At 45.8% G+C, this 22982-nt stretch carries 21 protein-coding genes; 9 read left to right on the plus strand and 12 right to left on the minus strand.

Going from position 1 to position 22982, the window contains the following annotated elements; all coding sequences use genetic code 11:
- Nucleotides 1-81: 81 nt before the first annotated feature.
- The gene (locus V6984_RS18050) at nt 82-246 is read left to right on the plus strand and encodes a hypothetical protein (RefSeq protein ID WP_342756993.1); all 165 of its coding nucleotides are present in this window, start codon (nt 82-84) and stop codon (nt 244-246) included.
- 51 nt (nt 247-297) lie between these two features.
- On the opposite strand, the gene V6984_RS18055 is transcribed toward V6984_RS18050, so the two are convergent.
- Entirely contained in the window at nt 298-1203 is a 906-nt protein-coding gene (locus V6984_RS18055; protein ID WP_342756994.1) for a helix-turn-helix domain-containing protein, read from the minus strand.
- A gap of 254 nt (nt 1204-1457) precedes the next feature.
- Here V6984_RS18055 and V6984_RS18060 point away from each other — a divergent pair, with 254 nt between their 5' ends.
- From V6984_RS18060 to V6984_RS18070, 3 genes are read left to right on the plus strand one after another with little or no spacing between them, the layout of a single operon-like run.
- Nucleotides 1458-2627 (plus strand): MFS transporter, encoded by a 1170-nt coding sequence (locus V6984_RS18060; RefSeq protein WP_342756995.1) that lies wholly within the window; start codon nt 1458-1460, stop codon nt 2625-2627.
- Nucleotides 2608-3519, plus strand: coding sequence for a PHP domain-containing protein (locus V6984_RS18065; RefSeq protein WP_342756996.1), 912 nt, complete (start codon nt 2608-2610; stop codon nt 3517-3519). The genes V6984_RS18060 and V6984_RS18065 overlap by 20 nt, the downstream gene beginning before the upstream one ends.
- 51 nt (nt 3520-3570) lie before the next feature.
- Nucleotides 3571-5388, plus strand: coding sequence for a glycoside hydrolase family 2 protein (locus V6984_RS18070; RefSeq protein WP_342756997.1), 1818 nt, complete (start codon nt 3571-3573; stop codon nt 5386-5388).
- 17 nt (nt 5389-5405) lie between these two features.
- On the opposite strand, the gene V6984_RS18075 is transcribed toward V6984_RS18070, so the two are convergent.
- The 7 genes from V6984_RS18075 to V6984_RS18105 all read right to left on the minus strand — a co-directional run bounded on the left by V6984_RS18075 (nt 5406) and on the right by V6984_RS18105 (nt 12701).
- Nucleotides 5406-6767: an MATE family efflux transporter gene (locus V6984_RS18075; RefSeq protein WP_342756998.1), complete on the minus strand. Its 1362-nt coding sequence runs from the start codon at nt 6765-6767 to the stop codon at nt 5406-5408.
- Between the two features lie 97 nt (nt 6768-6864).
- The gene (gene ptsP, locus V6984_RS18080) at nt 6865-8478 is read right to left on the minus strand and encodes a phosphoenolpyruvate--protein phosphotransferase (RefSeq protein ID WP_342756999.1); all 1614 of its coding nucleotides are present in this window, start codon (nt 8476-8478) and stop codon (nt 6865-6867) included.
- A gap of 134 nt (nt 8479-8612) precedes the next feature.
- Nucleotides 8613-9053: an Rrf2 family transcriptional regulator gene (locus tag V6984_RS18085; protein ID WP_342757000.1), complete on the minus strand. Its 441-nt coding sequence runs from the start codon at nt 9051-9053 to the stop codon at nt 8613-8615.
- 40 nt (nt 9054-9093) lie between these two features.
- Entirely contained in the window at nt 9094-9906 is an 813-nt protein-coding gene (locus V6984_RS18090) for a Cof-type HAD-IIB family hydrolase (protein WP_342757001.1), read from the minus strand.
- 139 nt (nt 9907-10045) lie between these two features.
- Nucleotides 10046-10966, minus strand: a complete 921-nt coding sequence (locus V6984_RS18095) for a MetQ/NlpA family ABC transporter substrate-binding protein (RefSeq protein WP_342757002.1) — start codon at nt 10964-10966, stop codon at nt 10046-10048.
- Nucleotides 10967-11035: 69 nt separating this feature from the next.
- Nucleotides 11036-11701: a methionine ABC transporter permease gene (locus tag V6984_RS18100; RefSeq protein ID WP_342757003.1), complete on the minus strand. Its 666-nt coding sequence runs from the start codon at nt 11699-11701 to the stop codon at nt 11036-11038.
- Nucleotides 11691-12701, minus strand: coding sequence for a methionine ABC transporter ATP-binding protein (locus tag V6984_RS18105; protein ID WP_342760046.1), 1011 nt, complete (start codon nt 12699-12701; stop codon nt 11691-11693). Before V6984_RS18105 ends, V6984_RS18100 begins: the two co-directional genes overlap by 11 nt.
- Nucleotides 12702-12976: 275 nt before the next feature.
- Here V6984_RS18105 and V6984_RS18110 point away from each other — a divergent pair, with 275 nt between their 5' ends.
- Nucleotides 12977-14200 (plus strand): transposase, encoded by a 1224-nt coding sequence (locus V6984_RS18110; protein WP_342756217.1) that lies wholly within the window; start codon nt 12977-12979, stop codon nt 14198-14200.
- A gap of 267 nt (nt 14201-14467) precedes the next feature.
- On the opposite strand, the gene cysK is transcribed toward V6984_RS18110, so the two are convergent.
- Nucleotides 14468-15406 (minus strand): cysteine synthase A, encoded by a 939-nt coding sequence (cysK, locus tag V6984_RS18115; protein ID WP_342757004.1) that lies wholly within the window; start codon nt 15404-15406, stop codon nt 14468-14470.
- Nucleotides 15407-15778: 372 nt separating this feature from the next.
- On the opposite strand from cysK, the gene arcC reads away from it, so the two are divergent.
- The 3 genes from arcC to V6984_RS18130 all read left to right on the plus strand — a co-directional run bounded on the left by arcC (nt 15779) and on the right by V6984_RS18130 (nt 18254).
- A complete protein-coding gene (gene arcC / locus V6984_RS18120) occupies nt 15779-16717 on the plus strand; it encodes a carbamate kinase (protein ID WP_425324219.1) in 939 nt (312 codons plus the stop codon).
- A 247-nt stretch (nt 16718-16964) separates the two neighbouring features.
- Complete coding sequence (locus V6984_RS18125) at nt 16965-17981, plus strand: SPFH domain-containing protein (RefSeq protein ID WP_342757005.1); 1017 nt, start codon at nt 16965-16967, stop codon at nt 17979-17981.
- A 75-nt stretch (nt 17982-18056) separates the two neighbouring features.
- Nucleotides 18057-18254 (plus strand): Arc family DNA-binding protein, encoded by a 198-nt coding sequence (locus V6984_RS18130; protein WP_342760048.1) that lies wholly within the window; start codon nt 18057-18059, stop codon nt 18252-18254.
- 69 nt (nt 18255-18323) lie between these two features.
- Here V6984_RS18130 and V6984_RS18135 read toward each other — a convergent pair whose 3' ends face one another.
- On the minus strand, nt 18324-20411 hold the full coding sequence (locus V6984_RS18135; RefSeq protein ID WP_342757006.1) for a DUF2264 domain-containing protein: 2088 nt from the start codon (nt 20409-20411) through the stop codon (nt 18324-18326).
- Nucleotides 20412-20429: 18 nt separating this feature from the next.
- A complete protein-coding gene (locus tag V6984_RS18140) occupies nt 20430-21551 on the minus strand; it encodes a glycoside hydrolase family 88 protein (protein ID WP_342757007.1) in 1122 nt (373 codons plus the stop codon).
- A 116-nt stretch (nt 21552-21667) separates the two neighbouring features.
- Between V6984_RS18140 and V6984_RS18145 the strand changes: the two genes are divergently transcribed.
- Nucleotides 21668-22468, plus strand: coding sequence for an AraC family transcriptional regulator (locus V6984_RS18145; protein ID WP_342757008.1), 801 nt, complete (start codon nt 21668-21670; stop codon nt 22466-22468).
- Nucleotides 22469-22519: 51 nt separating this feature from the next.
- Here V6984_RS18145 and lspA read toward each other — a convergent pair whose 3' ends face one another.
- On the minus strand, nt 22520-22981 hold the full coding sequence (gene lspA / locus V6984_RS18150) for a signal peptidase II (RefSeq protein WP_342757009.1): 462 nt from the start codon (nt 22979-22981) through the stop codon (nt 22520-22522).
- Between the last annotated feature and the right edge of the window lies 1 nt (nt 22982).

Raw genomic sequence — 22982 nt, forward strand, 5'->3', positions numbered from 1 at the left:
GTTTTGTTTAAGGAAATGAACACATCAAGTTCATATTTGTACCGTATACTAGAGTTATCAAAAGGAGGTGGATACCACAATATGCATAAAGAAAAAACACCACAAAGGATATCCATGACAGAAATGGTTTCATCAAACGATAACTGGAAAATGTATTCTCTCTTTCATGATTATTTCCTGGAATTGCTCTCTTACGAGAAGCAAAAAGTTTCCGGCTCCGATGTATGGCAGCTTAATTACATATAGATTCATGTTTCTCCCCTTTGTTACCCCCGCATATAATTATGCGGGGTTTTCTTATTGTTTCATCATATTCCTTCTGTACTCCTTGGGCGTACATGCGAAAAATCGTTTGAATACTTTGGAAAAGTTGCTGGGGCTGTCAAAACCGCACAGCGTAGATACCTCCGCCACACAGAGGACAGAGGCGCCTGTCAGCATGGAAGCCCCCTGCATCACCCTGTATTTCAGCAAATACTGTATGGGAGAAACCTGAATGACTCTCTGGAAGCAGCGCAGACATTCCCGCTCCCCTATATCCGCCGCCTGCGCTATCTGTGAGAGCTGTATGTTCTCGGCATAACGCTCATGGATGAAATCTAACATTCTTCGTATACGTATATCATCCTGACTGACCTGTGAATTATTCTCATCCATTTCTTCCTTATACTGGCGATACAGAAGCATACAAAACGAGGATAGATGCTCTCTCACCTCGAGCTCGTAGCCAAAACCGCTCCCCGCCATCGCTGTGAATGCCTCAGTAAAATGATCGATAAGTGATACGTGCCAGCCTGTTTCCCGATAAAACTGACAGCCGTCCAGGAGAGAATAACGAACGAGAGGCTCCATATATTTCTGAGCGAAAACCGAATTCTTGCTGCCTGTCACAAGCAGGTCCGAAAAAACAAGCGAATGATATTCGCAATACGGATCCGCCGTAGCACGATGGAGAATACCTGAATTAATGAAGACAGCCTCTCCCGCTTTCACCTTGAAAACCTTGCTGGGAATCTGAACCCGCATCATACCTTCTTCTATATAAATAATCTCCAACTCCTCGTGATAATGCCATGGAATCTCATCCCACGCCCGGCTGGTACACCGGTAGGAATAGCCGGCGCAGGGAAAATCGATAGTCCCATGGGGGCTGAGCTCCCGTCCGCTTCGGTCCAGATTGAGCATACATTGCTGAAGTGCCATAGGAATTCTCCTTTTAGTCGTTTTTATTACATTATATGTCCAAATAAGTATTGTTTCAAGGCATGGAAGGCGATATTCTGTTACTGTTCACACAGCGGCTTAACACTTGCTGTTAAGCTGCGTAAGAACGTGATTCAAGAGATGATTTCTGCTTCGCAAAGCGAATTTAAATGAAGAAATCATGCATTGCTGTGAACGGAGTGAACAGTAACGATATTCTTACATCATAGTATATACTTACAAGGAGAAAAGACATGACAACCATTTTATTAGTTATCATTTATATCGCATTTATCAGCCTCGGACTGCCGGATTCCCTTCTCGGCTCCGCCTGGCCGTCCATGTATGGAGAACTTCACGTGCCCGTATCCTATGCGGGTGTTATCAGTATGATTATAGCGGCAGGAACTATCGTGTCCAGTCTTTTCAGCGACAGGCTGATCCGCCGTTTCGGCACCGGAGTGATTACTCTCGTCAGCGTAGCCATGACGGCTCTGGCACTATTCGGCTTTTCTTTCTCCGGCTCCTTCTGGCAGCTATGCTTATGGGGCATCCCTTACGGACTGGGCGCAGGAAGTGTAGATGCCGCCCTGAACAACTTCGTAGCCCTGCACTACAAGTCCCGCCATATGAGCTGGCTTCACTCCTTCTGGGGCATCGGTGCCACCACCGGCCCCTATATCATGGGACTTTGCCTGACAAACGGATTTAAATGGAATTCCGGCTACATGGTCATCGGCATCCTGCAATTCGCTCTCGTGCTCTGCCTCATTCCCACATTGCCCCTATGGAAGCGCAAACAGAAAGCACATGCGGAGGAAACCCACGCTCCGAAGACTCTGCGCCTGTCGGATACCATAAAGCTCCCAGGAGCCAAGGCTATCCTAATCGCATTTTTCTGCTACTGCTCATTAGAGGCCACCACCGGCTTATGGGCCAGCAGCTATATGGTGCTTCATAAGGACATCGACGCTCAGACCGCAGCGAAGTGGGCCGCTTTATTCTACCTCGGAATTACTATCGGACGTCTTATCTGCGGCTTTATCACGGATAAGCTGGGGGACCGCCGGATGGTACGTATCGGGCAGGCTATTGCGGGACTGGGAACATTACTGCTCTTTCTCCCTTTTGGAAACATCATGACTCTTGCCGGATTGATTTTCATCGGATTAGGCTGTGCACCCATCTACCCCAGTCTGCTCCACGAGACACCCGATAATTTCGGCGCCGATAAGTCTCAGGCCATCATGGGTATGCAAATGGCATGCGCCTATGTGGGTTCCACCCTCATCCCGCCCTTATTCGGATTCATTGCGGAACACGTTTCTATTTCACTGTATCCTCTGTACCTGATTTTCTTCATTGTGCTCATGTTTATCATGGCAGAAAGGATGAATAAAGTTCATGGCAAAAGAGATAATTGATCTCCATATGCACAGCTATTACAGCGATGACGGGGAGTACACTCCCACTACCCTCGTGCAAAAATGCAAAGAATGCGGCATCACCATAATGTCCATCACCGACCACAACTGTGTGCGTGCTGTTTCAGAGGGGCAGCCGGCCGCGAAGGATACCGGTATCCGCTTCCTTCCCGGCATCGAAATCGACTGCACCTTTCAAGATGTCAACCTTCACGTCCTCGGATATGGCATCGACTATACAAACGATGATTTCTATCTGCTGGAGAAAAATATTCAGGAACAGCAGAAACAGGCTTCTCGGCAAATGCTGCTATTTACACAGAAACTGGGCTTTCATATTACGGAAAATGATATGGTGGAGTTAGCAGAGAACAACTATTGGAAGGACTGTTGGACCGGAGAGATGTTCGCCGAGCTTTTGCTTGCCCGTCCGGAGTATAATGATCATCCGCTTCTTTCTCCTTATCGTAGCGACGGAGCGAGAGGTGATAATCCTTATGTGAATTTCTATTGGGATTACTATTCGCAAGGCAAAGTCTGCTACGCTAAGATAATCTATCCCTCCTTGATGCAAATCATAAAGATTATACACAATAGCGGAGGGATTGCCGTCCTCGCTCATCCCGGGATCAACCTGCAGAACCGCCACGAACTGCTTCACCCTATTCTTAAAACAGGTCTTGACGGAATTGAGTCCTTCAGCAGCTACCATGACGCTCCCGCTGCGGAATACTTTTTGAATAAATGCCGTGAGTTTCACCTTCTTCCCACCTGCGGAAGTGATTTCCATGGGAAGACGAAGCCTGCCATCAGAATAGGGCAGATTAATTGTACTATCGATACAGAAGAAATAGCAACGCTGCTAAATAGCTATTTTCCGCAGGTAAATTAAGTGATATACTGTAGTTACTATATGACTTAAATTCTGTGAGGTAAATCATAAATGGACATTATCGATGCTGCTAGAAATATCAATAAAACACACGAGGAGGATATTCTGAACAAGCTCTATACTAAGTGGGGCGAAGCGATCGACCCTGCCCACGTATTGGAGGAATATCCCCGCCCTCAGCTTAAAAGGAACAACTATACGATATTGAACGGTTATTGGAACTATGCTTTTACCACCTCCAAGGATGCCCCCGATGCATATGACGGGCAGATTCTCGTTCCCTTTTCTCCGGAAAGTCTGTTATCCGGTGTGGAAAGACAGCTGCAGCCCCACGAATACCTGTGGTACGAGCGCACCATAGTCTGCGATGTCCCTGATTCTTGCCGTCTCATACTGCATTTCGGAGCGGTGGACCAGCATACGGCAGTCTATATAAACGGGGATACAGTCTGTGAGCATCACGGCGGCTATCTCCCCTTTGAAGCCGATATTACTTCTTTTCTTCGCCAGGGTGCTAATTCCCTCCTTGTAAGAGTTCAGGATTTCAGCGATACTTCTCACCATTCAAGGGGAAAACAGACCCTGAAAAGAGGCGGTATGTTCTATACTGCCCAGAGCGGTATATGGCAGACCGCATGGATGGAATGCGTGCCAGAGCATTACATACACAAGCTGAAGATAACACCCGACTACGATAAAGGCGAGGTGTCTCTTCTTCTGTCCGCTTCAGGGCGGGAACCTCTGAATATACGCATCCTTTCGAACGGTTATTGTATCTTCGATACCTCCTACGAGGCTTCTTCATTGTCTTCCTCTGGTGAAAGCACGTCTTCCGGCAACCATGCACCTTCCGGCGATTACCAAATCGCGGTACGTGCCAAGCTATCGGAGATTCACCCCTGGAGCCCCGATTCTCCTTTTCTTTATACCTTAATCATCTCCTATGGTCAGGATGTGGTGGAGAGCTATTTTGCCATGCGCACTTTTACTACGCAGCCCGATGAAAAGGGCATCATGCGCTTTTGTTTGAACCATAAATCTTTATTCTTGCACGGTGTCCTGGACCAGGGCTACTGGTCCGACGGCTTATATACCGCACCCTCCGACGAGGCACTGATCTACGACATTCGCACAATGCAAAGGCTTGGCTTCAATATGATGCGCAAACATATCAAGATAGAGGCTGCACGCTGGTATTATCACTGCGACAGGCTGGGAATGATCGTATGGCAGGACATGGTCAGCGGAGGCTCCCATTATTCCATGCCCATCGTCTGCTACCTGCCCACTCTCTTCCCCCGCTTCTTCCAGAAGCTAAGCGACGATAATTACAAATTGTTCGGCAGGCATTCCAGAGAAGGGCGGGAAGAATGGCTTCAGGAATGTACAGATACCGTGGATTATCTATACAACGTTCCATCCATTGCCGTATGGGTTCCCTTTAACGAGGGATGGGGGCAGTTCGATTCCAATGCTGCAGCGAAGCTGTTAAAAGAAAAAGACCCCACCCGCCCGGTGGACCAGACGAGCGGCTGGTTCGACCAAGGCGGCGGAGACTTTAAAAGTGTGCACAATTATTTCAGAAAGCTGAAGGTACCAAAGGATCCCCGTGCCTTTGTTGTATCCGAATATGGCGGCTATGCCTGTCACATCGACGGACATTCCAGCGTAGAACGCATTTACGGCTACAAGAAGTTCGCAGATCAGGAAGCCCTTACCAAGGCCTACCATAAGCTTATCGATGAGGAGCTAAAACCTCTTATCGAAAAAGGGCTGTGCGGTGCCGTATATACACAGGTATCCGACGTGGAGGAGGAAGTCAACGGACTTCTTACCTATGACCGCAAGGTATGTAAGCTATTGCCCTAATATATGGTCCTCAAATATTATTTGTAGGACGATGTACTTAGAATCCTCTCCAGCTTTTTTTTCACGTGAATATACGCAGGAATCAAAAAGATGTCCGCAAATATCCATGCCAACGGGCTGGCAAAGCAAGCTGCTACGAAACCGAATATGGGAACGAGCAGGATTCCTGCCAGACTTCGCGCCGCCATCTCACATACACCCGCGAGGATAGCGAAGGAACTAAAGCCCATTCCCTGGATCATAAATCGCATGATGTTCACAAAGACTAACGGGACGTAGAACGCACTGTTAATGATCAGGAACTGTCTCGCATCGGCGATCAGATGTGTCTCTCCCGCATCCAGAAACAAGGATGACAGATGTCCGCCGAAAAAGAACAACGTCGCAAAGGCGATAACAGAATAAGCGATCCCAAGTACCGCGCTGGCCTTCAAACCTGCTCCCAGACGGTCCAGCTTCCTGGCTCCCACATTCTGGCCGCCATAGGTAGCTATTCCGGCTCCCAATGCATCAAAGGGACAGCAGAAGAACAGGCTCACCTTGCTGGCCGCAGTTACCGTAGCAACTGCCCCGGAGCCCAAGGTATTCACCGCAGACTGAAGAATAACGCTGCCGACTGCCGTAATGGAATATTGCAGTCCCATAGGAATGCCCATGATACATAGGGTCTTCACGTGAGACAAGTCTATTTTCCACTCTTCTTTTTCAATTCTAAGCATCGGGAATTTTCTGATATAGATCAGACACATAATCCCAGACACCATCTGGGATACGATAGTTCCTATCGCTGCTCCGGCAACCCCCAGCCCGCATACGACTATAAACACCAGATCCAGGATAATGTTCAAAAAAGAGGATATAGTAAGAAAGACGAGGGGCGTCTTAGAGTCTCCCATAGCGCGGATAACTCCGGAAAGCAGATTGTAAAGGTATGTAGCCGGAATTCCTATAAAAATTATAAAGATATAAGTATAAGCATCATCAAAAATATTCTCCGGCGTCCTCATCAGAAGAAGCAGCGGCCGGCAAAAAAGAGTAGTCACCACTGTCATCACCGCCGCGAACAAAATCGACAGCCAAACGCTGTTGGCGATGAACTTTCGCATTCCCGAAAAATCCTTAGCACCGAATTTATGCGCTAACGGAATGGCAAATCCGTTGCAGACGCCCATGCAAAAGCCGATGATCAAAAAATTAACGGAGCCGGTACTTCCCACCCCTGCCAATGCATCTACACCCAGAAACCGGCCTACAATTATCATATTTACAACACTGTATAACTGCTGAAACAGAAAACCGAATAAAAGCGGAACGGAGAAGCCCACTATCAGCTTCATCGGAGACCCGTTCGTCATGTCTCTCGTGGAACTCTTTCCCATAATATTTTATCTCCCAAATAAATATATTCTTATTTCTGCACACACACAAGGAACCTGCAATGCAGATTCCTTGTATCGAACATATCCGTAACTTAATTTATTCCATTTCTCTTACTGCTTTTCTAACCGGTAATACAAAGGTGGGCGTTACGGAAAGCTCATCCACACCCATTCTCACAAACTCTTCTGTAAGGGTGGTATCCGCGCCAAGCTCTCCGCAGATTCCGGCCCAGATGCCTTCCTTATGAGCGTTCTCCACCACCAGCCTTATTAACCGCAGAATCGCTTCATGATGGGAATCATAGATATTATCAAGCTTGGCGTTCTGCCTGTCAATTGCCAGCGTATATTGAGTCAGATCGTTGGTGCCAATGCTGAAGAAATCTACCTCCTTCGCCAGCAGATCGCTGATCATTGCCGCTGCAGGAGTCTCTATCATAATTCCCTGCTCCACCTCGGAAAAAGGAAACCCCTCCTCCGTCAGTTCTTTCCTAACCTGCTCTGCGATTTCCTTAATCTGCCTTACTTCATTTACCGAAATAATCATCGGATACATAATAGAAATCGTCCCAAAGGCACTGGCCCTGAATAAAGCCCTAAGCTGTGTCCTGAATATCTCCGGTCTGTCCAGACAGATACGGATTGCACGGTAACCCATGGCCGGATTCTCCTCATGGTCCAATCCGAAATAATCCACCTGTTTGTCCGCTCCGATGTCCAGCGTACGGATGATAACCTTTTTACCCGCCATATTTTCTGCCACTGTCTTATAAACCTGGAACTGCTCCTCCTCCGTCGGGAAGGTTTCCTTCTCTAAGTAAAGAAACTCACTTCTGAAAAGACCGATCCCTCCGGCGTCATTCACTAAAGCGCTGGCTACATCCGATACGTTGCCGATATTGGCATAGATGTTGATTTTCCTGCCGCTCTTTGTGACGTTTTCTTTTCCCTTAAGCTCCTGAAGCAGCTGCCTCTTTTCCAATTCCTTTCTGCGTTTCTCCTCATATTCCCGCAGAACACTTTCTTCGGGATTCACAATAAGCTTTCCCGTAAATCCATCCACTACGGCCATCTTCCCATCTACATCCGCTTCATAATCCAAGCCGATAAGCGCAGGAATATTCATGGTCCGGGCCAAAATAGCCGTATGGGAATTGGAAGAACCAAATCGGGTCACAAAAGCGAGCACTTTGCTCTTATCAAGCTGCACTGTCTCGCTGGGCGCCAGATCCTCTGCTGCTACGATAACAGGCTCCTCCGCTTCCAGAGAAGCTTCTCCCTTACCCTGAAGCGCACTAATCAAACGCTCCGATATGTCTTTGACGTCGGCCGCTCTGGCCTTCATATAGTCGTCATCCATAGACGCGAACATCCCCGCAAAATTATCGCCTGTGGCCGCTACTGCATATTCCGCATTTATACTTTGGGATTCGATCATGTTGGTAATAGAGCTAAGATAATCCTCATCTTCCACCATCATCTGATGCACCTCAAAAATCATTGCTCCCGATTCTCCAACCTCCATAACCGCTTTCTGATACAGCTCCTGCAATTGTTCGATGGTCTTCTCCTTAGCGGCATTCAAACGCTCCAGCTCTCTTCCGGTATCTTCCACATGTGTTCTTTTCACACACTGATCGTCTTTCTTAAGAATGGCGATCCTCCCTATCGCAATTCCCGAAAAAACAGATTTTCCTTCAAATACTGTCATATTCCGTCTACCTTTCCAAGCCCTCCCTTATCCTATTTCAGGACATGCGAGGCTTATCGCATTTTATACGTATAGTTTAAAGCATAAAATGCGATAAGTAAACATTTACTTTCATAATATAAGAGAGCTAAAAATCAAATTGAGTAATCTATGGCGTCTTCTCTTACCATCTGACGCTCTATCAGATTCGCAATCGTCACACCGTCCACCACCTTATCGATAGCGTCGTTCAATTCCTTCCATACCCCTAAGGTCTCGCAGGTGTCGCATCTTTCGCACTCATTCACCTCATCTTCCAAACATGCCACCGGGCATAAGCTGCCCTCGGTCAGCCGGAGGATCATTCCTACCGTATAGTTTTCCGGGCTCCCCGAAATGCGGTATCCGCCCTGTGCACCTCTGGCACTTTTCACATACCCCGCCTTATTCAAAATGGCGATAATTTGTTCCAGATACTTTTCCGAAATTCCCTGCCTTTCCGCTATCTGCTTCACCTTAACATACTCACCCGTATTGTTCAGCGCCAGGTCGATCATAACGCGGACCGCATAACGTCCCTTCGTCGAAATTTTCATGTTTTCCTCCTTCCAATTCATTGCTCAATTCTATTGTCTATCAAATCAATTGAAACCGCTCAAAAGCTTTGTATATCCCATGCTTTCCGACATCCGCCGTCACGAAATCCGCGTGAGGCTTCAACCGTTCGTCCGCATTTCCCATAGCGATTCCTATTGTACATTCCTTAATCATTTCCAAATCGTTCAGACTGTCGCCTATAGCAACCGTATCCGCCATATTCCCGCCCGAATATTCTATCGCTCTTCTTATCCCGCTTGCCTTATTGTTCTTTAAAAGCAGAAGCTCTGCGCTGTACGGATATCTCTCGTCCACCTGTCCGGGCACCATATGGAATCCCTGTGAGAACCGTTCCTCTACCTTAAATAAGTCTTTCTCGCGCAGTGCGTATAACCCCATTTTATATATGATTTCTTTATCTACAAGATACTCTTTCATCCCCCGAAACATTTTATGGGAAAAAAATGCCTTCAGCGAATTATCCATACCGCCCATTCCATCAAAGAATCCGGTCACTTTGGAATCCAGATAGACTCCGCTTTTTCCTTCCAGAATATATGCCACATTTTGTTCATCACAAAAGCTTGTGATTTCTTTCAATTCTTCCTTTTCAATACTTTCTTCATAGATAACTTCCTCACCGACCTTCACATATGCTCCCGCAGCCGCAATCACCCCTTCGAAGCCAATTTCGTCAACAAGGTCAATCATACAAGAAGAGCGTCCCGTAGAAATGAAAATTTTATTTCCCTTCTTCCGCGCCAGCTCCACAGCTCGCTTCGTACTCTCCGGAATACAAAGAGCATTATGGTCGAACAGCGTACCGTCAATATCCAGAAAAATATATTTCATTTTATAAGTGTTATCCTTTCATCATAACAAAGGAGGGTGCCATGAAAACTACCGCTTTGTAAGTTTCGGCACTTCCTTCACATACACCCTCTCATCGTTTTTATCGGTCTCCAGACCTTACGTTATTGATTCTTTATTACTATTCAAAAGGTACAACGGAACCTTGATATTTCTCATTGATGAAGTCTTTAATCTCATCAGACTTCAATACATCCACCAGCGCTTTTACGCCTTCGTTGCCTTCATTGCCTTCTTTAACAACGATAACATTTACATAGGTCTTAGCCGCTTCGGAATCGGAAGTTTCATATGCTAAAGCATCTGTCTGAGCATTTAAGCCCGCCTGCAATGCATAGTTACCGTTCAGCACTACGAAAGAGGTCTCTCCGATAACTCTGGCAACCTGAGCTGCCTCCAGCTCAACAATCTCTACGTTGTGAGGGTTCTCCGCTATATCGTTCTTGGTTGCTTCCATACCTGCGCCCTCTTTCAAGGTAATGATTCCGTTATCCTGTAAAAGAAGAAGCGCTCTCGCCTCATTGGTCGTATCGTTAGGAACTGCAATCGTCGCTCCGTCGGAAATATTTGCAAGGTCGGATTCCGTACCTGCATAAATTCCAAGAGGCTCATAATGAATCTCACCTACATTTACAAGGTGTGTTCCTTTTTCTTCATTAAAGCTATCGAGATAAGGTGTATGCTGGAAATAGTTCGCATCGAATTCACCGGATTCCACTACTTCGTTAGGCTGAACGTAGTCGTTGAATACCGTAACCTGCAAATCCCAGCCCTGCTCTGCCAAAATAGGCTTTGCTGCTTCCAGGATCTCCGAATGGGGAACTTCCGTAGCCGCTACCGTGATGGTTCCTTTTTCTGTTACTTCTGCTGCAGGCTCCTCGGCCTGCGCCGTCTCCTCCGCCGGTGCTGCTGTTTCTTCGGGAGCTTCTGTGCTCTCCGTTTCTGCCGGTGCTGTAGCCGTCTCGCCCGCAGAGCCGCATGCGGTGAGAGTACCTGCCGCAAGGACTGTCGCTAATACTGCTGTTAAAATTCTTTTTTTCATAATCTTCTCCTCCTTTGAGCGTTTTTCACTCATGAGTGTTCTTCACTCATTTATATCATAAATCCGCGTCTATCCGGTAATTCGTTTATCCAGCTTTTTGGACATCCTCGTACCGATATATTGCAGAATCTGAACAAGTATAACTAATAAAATAACCGTAACGATCATGATATCGGCCTGATAGCGGTAATATCCGTAGCGTATCGCCACATCGCCCAGGCCGCCGCCGCCAACGGCACCTGCCATCGCAGAATATCCCAAGATCGTTCCAAGAGCTATGGTAGCTCCCGCAATCAAAGAGGTTCTTGCCTCTCCCAAAAAAACTTTCCAAACAATAGTTCCGGTACTGGCTCCCATACTCTGCGCCGCCTCTACCACGCCGCGGTCCACCTCCAAAAGAGAAGATTCCACCAGCCTGGCGATAAAGGGTGCCGCCGCCACAGTAAGCGGTACTATCGTCGCTGTAGCTCCGTAGCTCTTCCCTACCACAAATCTGGTAAAGGGAATCAGCAGCATGAGTAAAATCAAGAACGGAACGCTTCGCACTATATTTGCAATTACATCCAATATTTTATAAGTTACCGCATTAGGTCTAAGACCGTCCTTCGCAGTAATTACAAGAAAAATTCCCATAGGCAGTCCAATACAATAAGCAAAAAACGTCGATGTCAGCGTCATGTACAGGGTGGTGCCCGTTTCTTTTATAAGCATCATTATTGTCGCATTATCCCACATAGTTACTCAACTCCTCCACTTCCAGCTTTCTTTCCTTCAGATAATGAATCATCTTTCTTGCTATGATCTCATCCTCCGGAAGCTGCAATATCATCTGTCCGTGTGCCACGCCGCCGATATCCTTTGTATCGGCCAGAAGGATGTTGGCCGGCGCCTTGCATTCCAGAACCATATTGGCAATGACCGGTTCAAAGGAAGAATGATCCTTGAAAACGATGCGGATGCAGCGTTTGCCTCTCATCTGTTCATGGTTTCCGCCATTCTGGAATACTAACGCTTTTGCGGCCGGTGTCTGAGGCCTTGTAAAGACCTCCTCCACCGTTCCGGTTTCCGCCAGCGTTCCGCCGTCTATAATTGCTACGTGAGTGCATATTTCCTGCACCACAGCCATTTCATGGGTAATGATGACAATAGTAATGCCATATTTTTCATTAATATCTTTCAAAAGAGCGAGGATGGATTTGGTCGTGGTAGGATCGAGAGCGCTTGTGGCTTCGTCGCAGAGCAGAATCTTCGGATTGGTCGCCAAGGCTCTGGCAATAGCCACTCTCTGCTTCTGTCCGCCGGAAAGCTGCGCCGGATAAGCCTTCGCCTTTTCGGAAAGTCCTACGATTTCAAGCAACTCCTTCGCGCGGCTGCGGGCCTCCTTTTTCTTCTGCCCCGTAATTTCCAGGGGGAAGCAGATGTTATCCAGAACGGTCCTTTGCATGAGCAGATTAAAATGCTGAAAAATCATTGCTATCTGTGTGCGGGTCCGTCGCAGTTCATTTTCCGGCAAGCCGGCGAGGTCCTTTCCTTCTATCATGACCGTACCAGTGGTCGGCTTCTCCAGAAAGTTCAGACAGCGTACCAACGTACTCTTCCCCGCACCGCTCATGCCGATGATTCCGTAGATTTCACCCTTGTGAATCTCCAGATTGATGCCCTTTAGCGCTTCTACCGTATTATCTTTACCAATAAATGTCTTTCCGACATCTTTAACCTGTATGATAGTCTCCATAACTGCTCCCATCTGTCGCAAAAATATAATAGTACAGACCGTATCATACCATAAGCTGCCGTTTTCTGCAATGCCCGCCCATTTCTTGAGTTTTCGTAGTTTTATCCACAAACCCCTTGTTTCACTAGTAATGCAATGAACAACTTTCAGAAAATGCCCAAAATATAAGGAATCACCAGTCCTTTTGTAGTAGAATTAAGTTGCGAAACAAAATCTACACTAAACAATAAAGAAAGGGATTCCTCATGCTTAATTCTACTACAAAAACCTACACTTTGAAACGTGAAATTTTATCTTTTTCAAACAAAATATCCCGTAAGCTTTCCAAACCGGACAAAAAGTTTACTTCGGACATGACCTATGGCATGTTAGCTTCTGGTAGTTGTCTTCTGACTGATATTGCAGATCAACTTCACGAAGACTCTAAAAAGGTCAACAGTGTTGAGCGCCTTACCAGACATTTAAATAAAGGGACTTCCAAACAAGCCTTACTTTCTTATCTTCAAACTGTTCGTAAATGGGTGCCCGATGATCCGGTAATCCATATCGATGACAGTGACGTCATCAAGCCTGACGGATATAAGTTTGAGGCTCTTGGTATGGTAAGGGATGGTTCCAAAAGTACTAAAACAAAAAATGTCTACGAGAAAGGCTACCATGTAACAGAGGCCTGTGTCATGACAAAAGACAATCATCCTGTCAGCATTTACTCCAAAATCCATTCTTCAAAAGAAAAGACCTTCACCTCTGTCAATAGCGTTACCTTCGATGCCATGGAGCGTGGAAAAGCAATGTTTGGAAAAGCTACTTTTGTTATGGACCGGGGCTATGATGATAATAAGATGTTCCTTAAGCTTGATGAATTAAAACAGGACTATGTGATTCGGCTTACTGCTAAAAGAAAGCTCCTTTTCCATAACAAATGGGTAGCTGCCACAGAACTTCGAAATCGTCGGAAAGGTAAAATCACGACACCTGTATTCTATAAAGGTAAAAAACGGGAGGCTTATCTATCCCATGTGAAGGTTCAGATCACCGCATCCAGAAAAGACATTTTTCTGGTTCTTGTCTATGGCATCACAGAGTATCCGATGATGCTCGCAACGAACAAAGAATTAAAATCCAGAGATGATGTAATCCGGATTGCAAGACTTTATTTCTCCCGCTGGCGCATCGAGGAATATTTCCGCTGCAAGAAACAGGTCTTCCAGTTCGAAAACTTCCGAGTTCGGAAACTGAAAGCAATCAATGCTCTAAATTTTTACATTACCATGTGTATGGCATTTCTTGCGCTGGTTTCAATGAAAGCAGAAACAAATGCCCTAAAAGTTTCAATCATACAGACAGCAGCTCCTATAAAGGAAAAAGTTCAATTCTGCTATTACCGATTAGCGAAAGGTATCTCTGGTATACTGTCGTATGCAAAAGAAGGTGTCAGGCTTTGGTTCAGAACAAAACGTCCTGCATACCGTCAACTTTGCTTTAAGCTGATCGCATAAATAGATAACATAATATTTCTCCCAAAGTCCGGTTCCCACGGGGCTTGTTTCGGTGACTCTATTCGAAGTATTGTCCTTTTATTTTTCAAAAAAAAGACAGATTGGTACTTTAGGAGAAGTTATATTTTTTAAAAATTACATTTTACGGAAACTCAAGCCGCCCATTTACGCTGTTACTGTTCACTCCGTTAACAGTAACCTTACATCCACGCTTTTCTTATGTTTGAATTAACGTTCTTTACATAAATAATATAAAGAAACTTTCCTTCATTCTTCTGTGAACAAAGGTGTGGAAAGGTAACGGTCTCCTGAATCAGGAAGAAGGATAACTATTGTCTTTCCTGCATTCTCAGGTCTCTTTGCTACTTCAACTGCTGCATGGAGCACTGCGCCGGAGGAAATTCCTACCAGGATTCCTTCTTTTACCGCAATCGCTTTTCCTGCTGCAAAAGCGTCTTCATTCTTTACAGGAATGATTTCGTCATAAATTTGTGTATCCAGTACTGCGGGTACGAACCCTGCGCCGATACCTTGAATCTTGTGAGGTCCCGGCTTGCCTCCGGAAAGTACAGGAGATGCTTCCGGCTCTACTGCGATAATCTTCACATCTGCCTTCTTGGACTTCAAATATTTTCCGGCACCGGTGATCGTTCCGCCCGTTCCTACACCTGAAATAAAGATATCCACCTCGCCGTCGGTGTCCTGCCATATCTCCGGTCCCGTGGTAGCTTCGTGAACTGCCGGGTTAGCCGGATTATCGAACTGTCCGAGAATAACTGCTCCGGGTATGGTATCCCTAAGCTCTTCCGCTTTGGCGATAGCACCCTTCATTCCCTTCGCGCCTTCTGTCAGCACCAATTCCGCTCCGTATGCCTTTAACAAGTTTCTTCTCTCCACGCTCATGGTATCGGGAAGCGTTAAAATCGCACGATAGCCTCTCGCCGCCGCAACAGATGCAAGACCGATTCCCGTATTGCCCGATGTAGGCTCGATAATCGTCGCGCCTTCCTTCAGCTTACCAGCCTTCTCCGCATCCTCGATCATCGCAAGTGCGATTCTGTCCTTTACGCTGCCTGCCGGATTGAAGTACTCCAGCTTCGCCAGCAGTGTCGCATTCTCTACTCCCGTCGCCTTAGCGAAGTTCTTCACGTTCAATAAGGGAGTTCCTCCAATCAGTTCCGTTGCGCTGTTCTTAATATTTGCCATTTCTTTCTATCTCCTTTCATTTTCTTTATCTATTTCATACTAACTCAGTAGGTTTATTATGAATTGAATGTTACCACGCTGACTGTGATCTGTCAACTACTATTTTAATTATTTTTTTATTTTTACTTCCAAATACTTTTATCTTTCATATTATAACAAATTGTGGTTGTCCAATACCCGGCATTTTGATATAATTTTCTTATATTTTAACAAAGGTATCAGGGGATGTCTGAGAACTCGTTGCACCGTTCTAAACGCCCCATATTAAAAGGAACATGGTTATAAAAGTGAAATGAAATTAATTTCACTTGCAAATATTACGCCCTCAGACAAAAGTTTGCAGGCTAAGAAGAAAGGCATGGTTATTATATTATGAAGAAAAAAGTGGTGGTATCTCTTGGTCATCAGGCATTGGGCTATACGACATTGCAGCAGTGGGATGCCGTAAAGATAACGGCAAAAGCATTGGCGGATTTGGTAGAGGAAGATTATCAACTCACTATCACCCACAGCAACGGACCGCAGGTAAGCATGATTCACAAGGCGATGACGGAGCTTCGCCGCGTATATACCGACTATACTCCGGCCCCTATGTGCGTCTGCTCGGCGATGAGTCAGGGCTATGTGGGCTTCGACATCCAGAACTCTCTGCGTGCGGAGCTTTTAAGCCGCGGCATACCCAAGACAGTCAGCACCATTTTGACACAGGTAACAGTAGATCCCTACGACGAGGCTTTCTATGAGCCCACCAAGCTTATCGGACGCAATATGTCCGCGGAGGAGGCGGAGGCCGAACTTGAAAAAGGAAATTACGTGGTGGAGGAAGCCGGACAGGGCTTCCGAAGAGTCGTTGCCGCACCTAAACCTATCGATATTGTCGAAATCGAGGCCATCCGCCTTCTGGCGGAAGCCGGACAGGTAGTCATCGCCTGCGGCGGCGGCGGAATTCCTGTTATTGAGCAGAATCACGCTCTGCAAGGCGCATCCGCAGTTATCGAGAAGGACTCCATCGCAGGAAAGCTCGCTGAGGATTTAAACGCCGACCAGCTCATTATTCTTACCGGAGTTCCCTGCATCTATAAGAACTATGGAAAAGAAGATCAGGAAGCACTAAGTACCCTTTCCATAACGGAGGCTCAGAAATATATAGAAGAAAAGCAATTCGGTGAAGGTAATATGCTTCCCAAGATCGAAGCTGCAATTGCTTATTTAAAGGCTTGTCCTAAGGGCAGCGTCCTCATCGCTTCGCTGGACAATGTTGCTGATGCGGTAAAGGGTAAGGGCGGAACAGTTATCACAATGAACCCATAGTCTTCATTGCGATAACCAATACACAAAAAACACCTCGCGATGTCGATTACTGAATAGCAAAGAACGCAGTGCATACTGTGTTCTTTTTTTGTGCACACCATTGATCGACAAGGTCACAATGGTCGGAGAAAGGCAACATCTTGTCAATTGACGGCAGTAATTTACCCTCTTGACAAATCCTCCATTTAATATTATTATAATGATATCAAATTGATATCATATTAATAACTACTTTGGAGGATTCATTATGAATATGCAGAAAAACAACGACAGTATTCACATGATTGAAGAAAAAGAAATTGTTCCAAAAAGCGGCTTTGCAGCCCTTTTACTGATCCTATGCGGCTTTGCAGCTTCCGTGCTCGTCATTGTAGCCGGCAGCATCCTGCTCTCCAAGTCAGAGCCGGGACTTGGCGGCTTCGCGCTGACATTGGGCATCCTGCTCTTTACGGCCCTTTGCATTATGCTGGCAGGCTTTCATGTCATAAATCCCAACGAGGCTTTCGTTATGACCTTATTCGGTAAATATTACGGCACGATTAAAACAGAAGGCTTCTATTACACGAATCCTTTTGCTGCCGGCTTCAATCCGGCAAGCTCATCCGCCAGTGCCTCCGTTAATCTTAACACCTTGTCCGGGACGACAGAAACAACTGCTGCTCCTGTACGTACGAAGAAAATATCCACCAAGACCATGACGCTGAACAATGAGCGTCAGAAGGTAAACGACGTCTTAGGCAATCCCATCATCATCGGTGCTATCGTTATCTGGCGGGTAACAGACCCTACCAAAGCCGTTTTCAGCGTGGACAATTACAAATCCTTTTTATCCATTCAATGCGATTCCACCATCCGCAATATTGCCAGACTCTATCCTTACGATACGATGGAGGAGGATGCGGATGAAAAGACCTTACGGGGCAGCAGTCAGGAAATAGCGGACTGTATGAAGCGGGAATTACAGGAACGAGTACTGGAAGCCGGACTCGAAATTAAGGAAGTGCGCATCACACACTTATCCTATTCCGAAGAAATCGCGGCAGCGATGCTGCAAAGGCAGCAGGCGGTAGCGATTATCGCAGCACGCCAGAAAATTGTAGAGGGTGCTGTCAGTATGGTTAAAATGGCCATCGACCAGCTCGGTGAGGAAGAAATCATAGTTCTCGATGAAGAGCGCAAGGCCGCAATGGTAAGCAATCTTCTCGTTATCCTCTGCGGCAACAAAGATGCGCAGCCCATCGTAAATACGGGCACCATTTACTAGCAGGTATCGCTTATGGACGATAAATTGACTCAAAAAGAAGAAGCCCTCAAGGCGAGGCTTCAAAATATTCAGGAAATGGAAGCCGCCATCCTAAAGGGCGAAAAGGCTATCAAGGAAAAGGAGAAGGCTAAAAAGCAAGTGCTTCTAAGGCTCTCTCCCGGCTTATGGAATGAATTGGCCGCCTGGGCGGAGGATGACTTCCGTTCCATCAACGGACAAATTGAATATCTGCTCGCAGACTGCGTCAGAAAAAGAAAAAACAAAGAAAAATAGGGGGACGAAAGTCCCCCTTATTCATTCAATCTTTCCAGACGAATAAATTTGCCCGAAACAATATAAAAACTACAAAAGCAGCTGCGCTTCCATCCCTTCGAAATTCACCGCTTTATTTCTTCCATCTTTCATCCGTATGCGGATCGTTCCATAAGCTCCGGCCGACTCTCTGTCCTCATATTCCACCGACGCAATAGGGAACAGTTCTATATCCGTAAAGTCCTCGTGATCTTCTTTGGTGATCACCTGGGAAATCATCACATATGGTTCATATCCGCCGTACTGTTTCTTTCGTTCGGTAACTGCATAAATTATTACAGACTTCTTAGAATCAGGATTAGTACCGGCGCTCTTCACATATTGCAGCTTGTCCCAGCCGTCATAAATGGTCATGGCAAGCTGCCTTTCTATTCCGGTGAAGTCTCTTCCCTTCAAAATCATTGCCTTTGCTTTTCCTTCTTCCTTCTCTATAATCTCCGTACCATTATCCGGGAATCCGTATGCTCCCAGCGTCAGCATTACCGGACGCCTGAACAGACGCAGCTTATCCACCCTCATGATCCCATAAGACACAGGAAAATCCGCCAGATTCACCGCCTGTATCCACATAGATTCCGTTGACAGATTATAATCAAAGAACTGCCTGCGATAAAGAATACCTTCTTTTTCCCCACTCCAAAAAGTAACATTGCACCTCTGCAATTCCCCCGTTGCAACATCTTTCAATACATACTGCTGCGCCTCTACCTCACCAACATTTATATTTTCAGAGCCCCTATCAAATATCGGGGTGGATTCCCATGGGTATTTCGTGTTGAAAGTCAGCTTGGAATAATTCCACATACCATGGACGTCTCCTCTATCTTTTACCACCTTGCCCGTACGCAGTATGGTCTCCCCGTTTGCCTTATGATTGGAAAAGCAAAGAGCCGGGCCGGACAGCACTGTCTCCTTTACTTCTTTTTCCGGAAGCTTCTCCCAGCTTCCGTTGTTCTCCTTCGCCGTCCAAAACGGATGCTCGGGAGGCAGATGCAGGCATAGAAATGCCTTTCCCAGCCAAAAAGGAGACTCTGCACACGAATATCCCTGTACAAGAGGCGAGAACTGTCCATAGAATCCCAGCGTAGGAACTCCTTCATACATAAAGTCTTCTCTGGAGAGAAACTGCATCAATGAACCGGAAGAAATCCTCCTTGCAAGCCCCGGGTCTGCCTTTGAATTTTTCAGAAAAAAATTGCCGTCAAAAGCGCTGGTAGCAGCATTTCTATATATATTGCTCCTTCCCCACATATTTGTATGTCCATCTTCATCGAAGAAATCTCCATAAGTCTTCATCAATTGATTAGAATTCTCTTCAAAACATCTGGCGATATACGGTTCATGCTCATATCCATACCACAAATTCCATATAGGCGCATATACGTTAAAAGCCCAGCAGGAATAATAATCAAAAGAGTGCCCATCCCTATACCATCCATCCCCGGCATAATAATTCAATATGGCCTGTGCATGATCCAGCATAATTTCTTTATCTATTTCATAGCCCTCCATATGAAGAAAAGCCATATCAAGCATATTAAACAACCGCCAATTCTGGGGGACGGTATTGGCATGAGCAAAGCTTCGCAAAAATGCAGCTATGATGTCTCGCTCCTGCGTTGTATAGGTGTCCCATATTTCTCCCTTGCATACCCACAGACAGATTACCAATGCACACGTCTCTACCGTCTGCTGGAATGCACGGAAAGAATCCGCATAGCCGGTAGCCTCCTGCAGCGTCTCATAGTCACCGACGTAAATTTCATCCCATTTGGAGCAGGCGCGAAGCACCTGACTCTTATAGTACTCTCTCATACTGTATCCGCCGACTTGTAAATCCGGCTGATTATGAATAAGCGGCGCCGCTATGAAAAAGCTTCTTGCCAAACCTTCAAAGATTTCTGCTCTTCGTTCTGTTTCCTGAAGTTCCAAAGACGCATTCATATGGGGGTAGGTAATCTTCGTTTCTTTTCTCGGCATGATAACCGGAGCATCGAAGGATTTTATGTTCCTGAATATCCCAGTCAGAAGATACTCTCCTGCTTCGATCCAGCTTTCTCTGGTCAGACCCGTATAGGGACTCAACTCATAATCCAATGTATGCGGACAAAATACCATTTTCTCTTCCTCCTCATCCTACCAGATAAACAGTTCTTCACCTGTCAGCTTCCAAATAGCTTCTATTAAGAAGTAATCTCCGTAAATAATAGAGAATTCATGATTCTCATCATGAAAAGCTGCTGTACATTTCTCTACAATATTATCACACTCCTGCGTCCAATTACATCTTTTTTCCGTCAGAGCTCTCAGCATATCCACTGCTGCTTCATGATAACGCGCTCCGTCTGCTTCGCCCACGGCCCTGGCGAGTTCCAGCATACCACAAGCCGCTATAGCTGCCGCAGAAGAATCCTCCAGCATACAGTCTGCCGGCTGTCTGAAATCCACAGGGACCAACCGGGATTCCGGAATATTGGAAACAAAATAGTCCGCGATCTTTCTTGCACACTCCACATATTTTTTATCTTTTGTATGGAGATAGCTCAACGTAAATCCATAGATTCCCCATGCCTGTCCTCTGGTCCATGAAGAGCCTTCTTTATATCCTTGCCCTGCATAGCTTTTTTTATATTCTCCTGTCAAAGGATCGAACTCTACGATATGCTTCACCGAACCATCCTGCCTTACAAAATGCTCCATCGTCATATCCGCATGGCTTCTGGCTATATGAAGATAGCGGGGATCGCCCAGCTCCTCATACGCCCAATATAATATCGGCAAATTCATCATACAATCGATAATCGCCCATCCTGCCTTACTGCCATCTCCTCCATCATTCCATGCCCGTATGAATCTTCCTGACGGATTAAATCTTCCTGCCAGGTTATCCGCTGCCAATAACCCTCTGTTTCTTGCTTCTCCGCTTCCTGTTATACGATAATCAGCCACTGCGGTAGTCAGCCATTTGAATCCATTGTCGTGATCCATTCCCTCCGCTGTCATCAGATTAATATCCAGTTTTTTTTCATTTTCTTCTGCAGCATCTTTATATATATCCGCACCTGTTGCACAATAAAGCTGCCACATCATTCCTCCCCAGAATCCATTCGTCCACCAGCAGATATTTTTTGCCGTCCAATCATCATAGATACCCTTTTCCGTAGTATATGGTATCTTATGGCGATTTCTTTCCGCCACAACCGACATTTTCTGCTTTATCCTATCGGACACTTCCTCTGCCCAAAGCTTCTCATTCATTCCCAATACCTCCTAACTGCTTTCACTAATGTAATACTACACTATTGACAGCATATACATAATTGCCTATAATACAAAAAAACTAACTAATCCTGCTATACTAAGGAGATATTTCGATGGAGATAATCAAAGGAGGCTGCGGCACAAGGCACCCCAGCAGTTATAGGATGTCACGTCCGGAAGGTCTGACCAATTATGTTATACTGATCGTCAGAACCTCCGGAGAATTCCAGATAAACGACAGGCATCATGATGTCTTACCCGGCCATGCTCTTATTCTTGCTCCTCACACGCCTTATTTCTATGGGAATTCAAAAGGGGAATACATGGATGACTGGCTGCATTTCAATTTGGACGACACCTCTTTTTTCCAGAAGCACGGCCTTCCCACCAATGAGCCTTTCCCGATTGGGAATACGGAAATGTTTACATCTTTTATTCGTCAGATTCTATGGGAGAAGTCTTATGGTCATCCTGCCTTTTCCAATCAGAACGCGGAGGCCGTGTTCACTGTTCTCATCAATCATCTGACCGCAGCGCACAGTAATAAAGACAGCTTAAAACCTTTCAATCACTTTCAGGAACAATTACAGCTATTGCGTCTGGAACTGCAGCATACTGCCTCGGAAAACCACAATATCCACAAACATGCTCATAAAATGGGGGTAAGCGAATCGTATTTTCAACATTTGTATCGCGATTTGTTCGGTATATCTTTTCAGCAAGACCTCATACGGCTGCGCATTGACTATGCCAAGTATATCATGACAACCACCGATCTGACACTGGAACAGATTGCAGAAGTCTGTGGTTATACAAACGAAGTACACTTCTACCGTCAGTTCAAAAAACAGATGGGAATTACTCCATCCAAATATCGAAAAAGTGCAAATAGATTTGATTCGGATAGAGGGTAGAATTAAAAAACGGCAATGTGAAAATTTTCCCATCTTCACATTGCCAGGCTTTTAAGTATTTTTATCATTTCCCATAGACAGCGCTGTAACAAAGGCTCCTATGATAATGCAAAAATCCGATATGTTAAAAATAATATTGCTGAACCATTTCCATCTCACATGAAAGCTCAGATAATCCACCACATATCCACGCTTCAACCTATCATACGTATTGCTGAAAGCTCCTCCCAGCAAAAGGGACAATCCCATCTTCAGAGCGGTATTCCCTTTCGTTCCAAGCGTCATAATAAAGAACACGGTAAGAATTAAGGTGAGTGCCAGTGAAACGAACGCTACCACCGGCCTTTTTTCCTGACCTGCATTAAGAAAAGCTCCTTTATTATGATGCTTGCGAAGCCGCACAAAACCCTTCGCCTTCTCTACCTCTTTCCCCTCCTCGAGGGTCTTCTCCATATGATTTTTTATAAAGAAGTCCGCGCCAAAGATTGCTGCTGTTATCCCGATATAATTCAAA

Source organism: Kineothrix sp. IPX-CK (assembly GCF_039134705.1).
GTDB classification, from domain to species: Bacteria; Bacillota; Clostridia; order Lachnospirales; family Lachnospiraceae; genus Kineothrix; species Kineothrix sedimenti.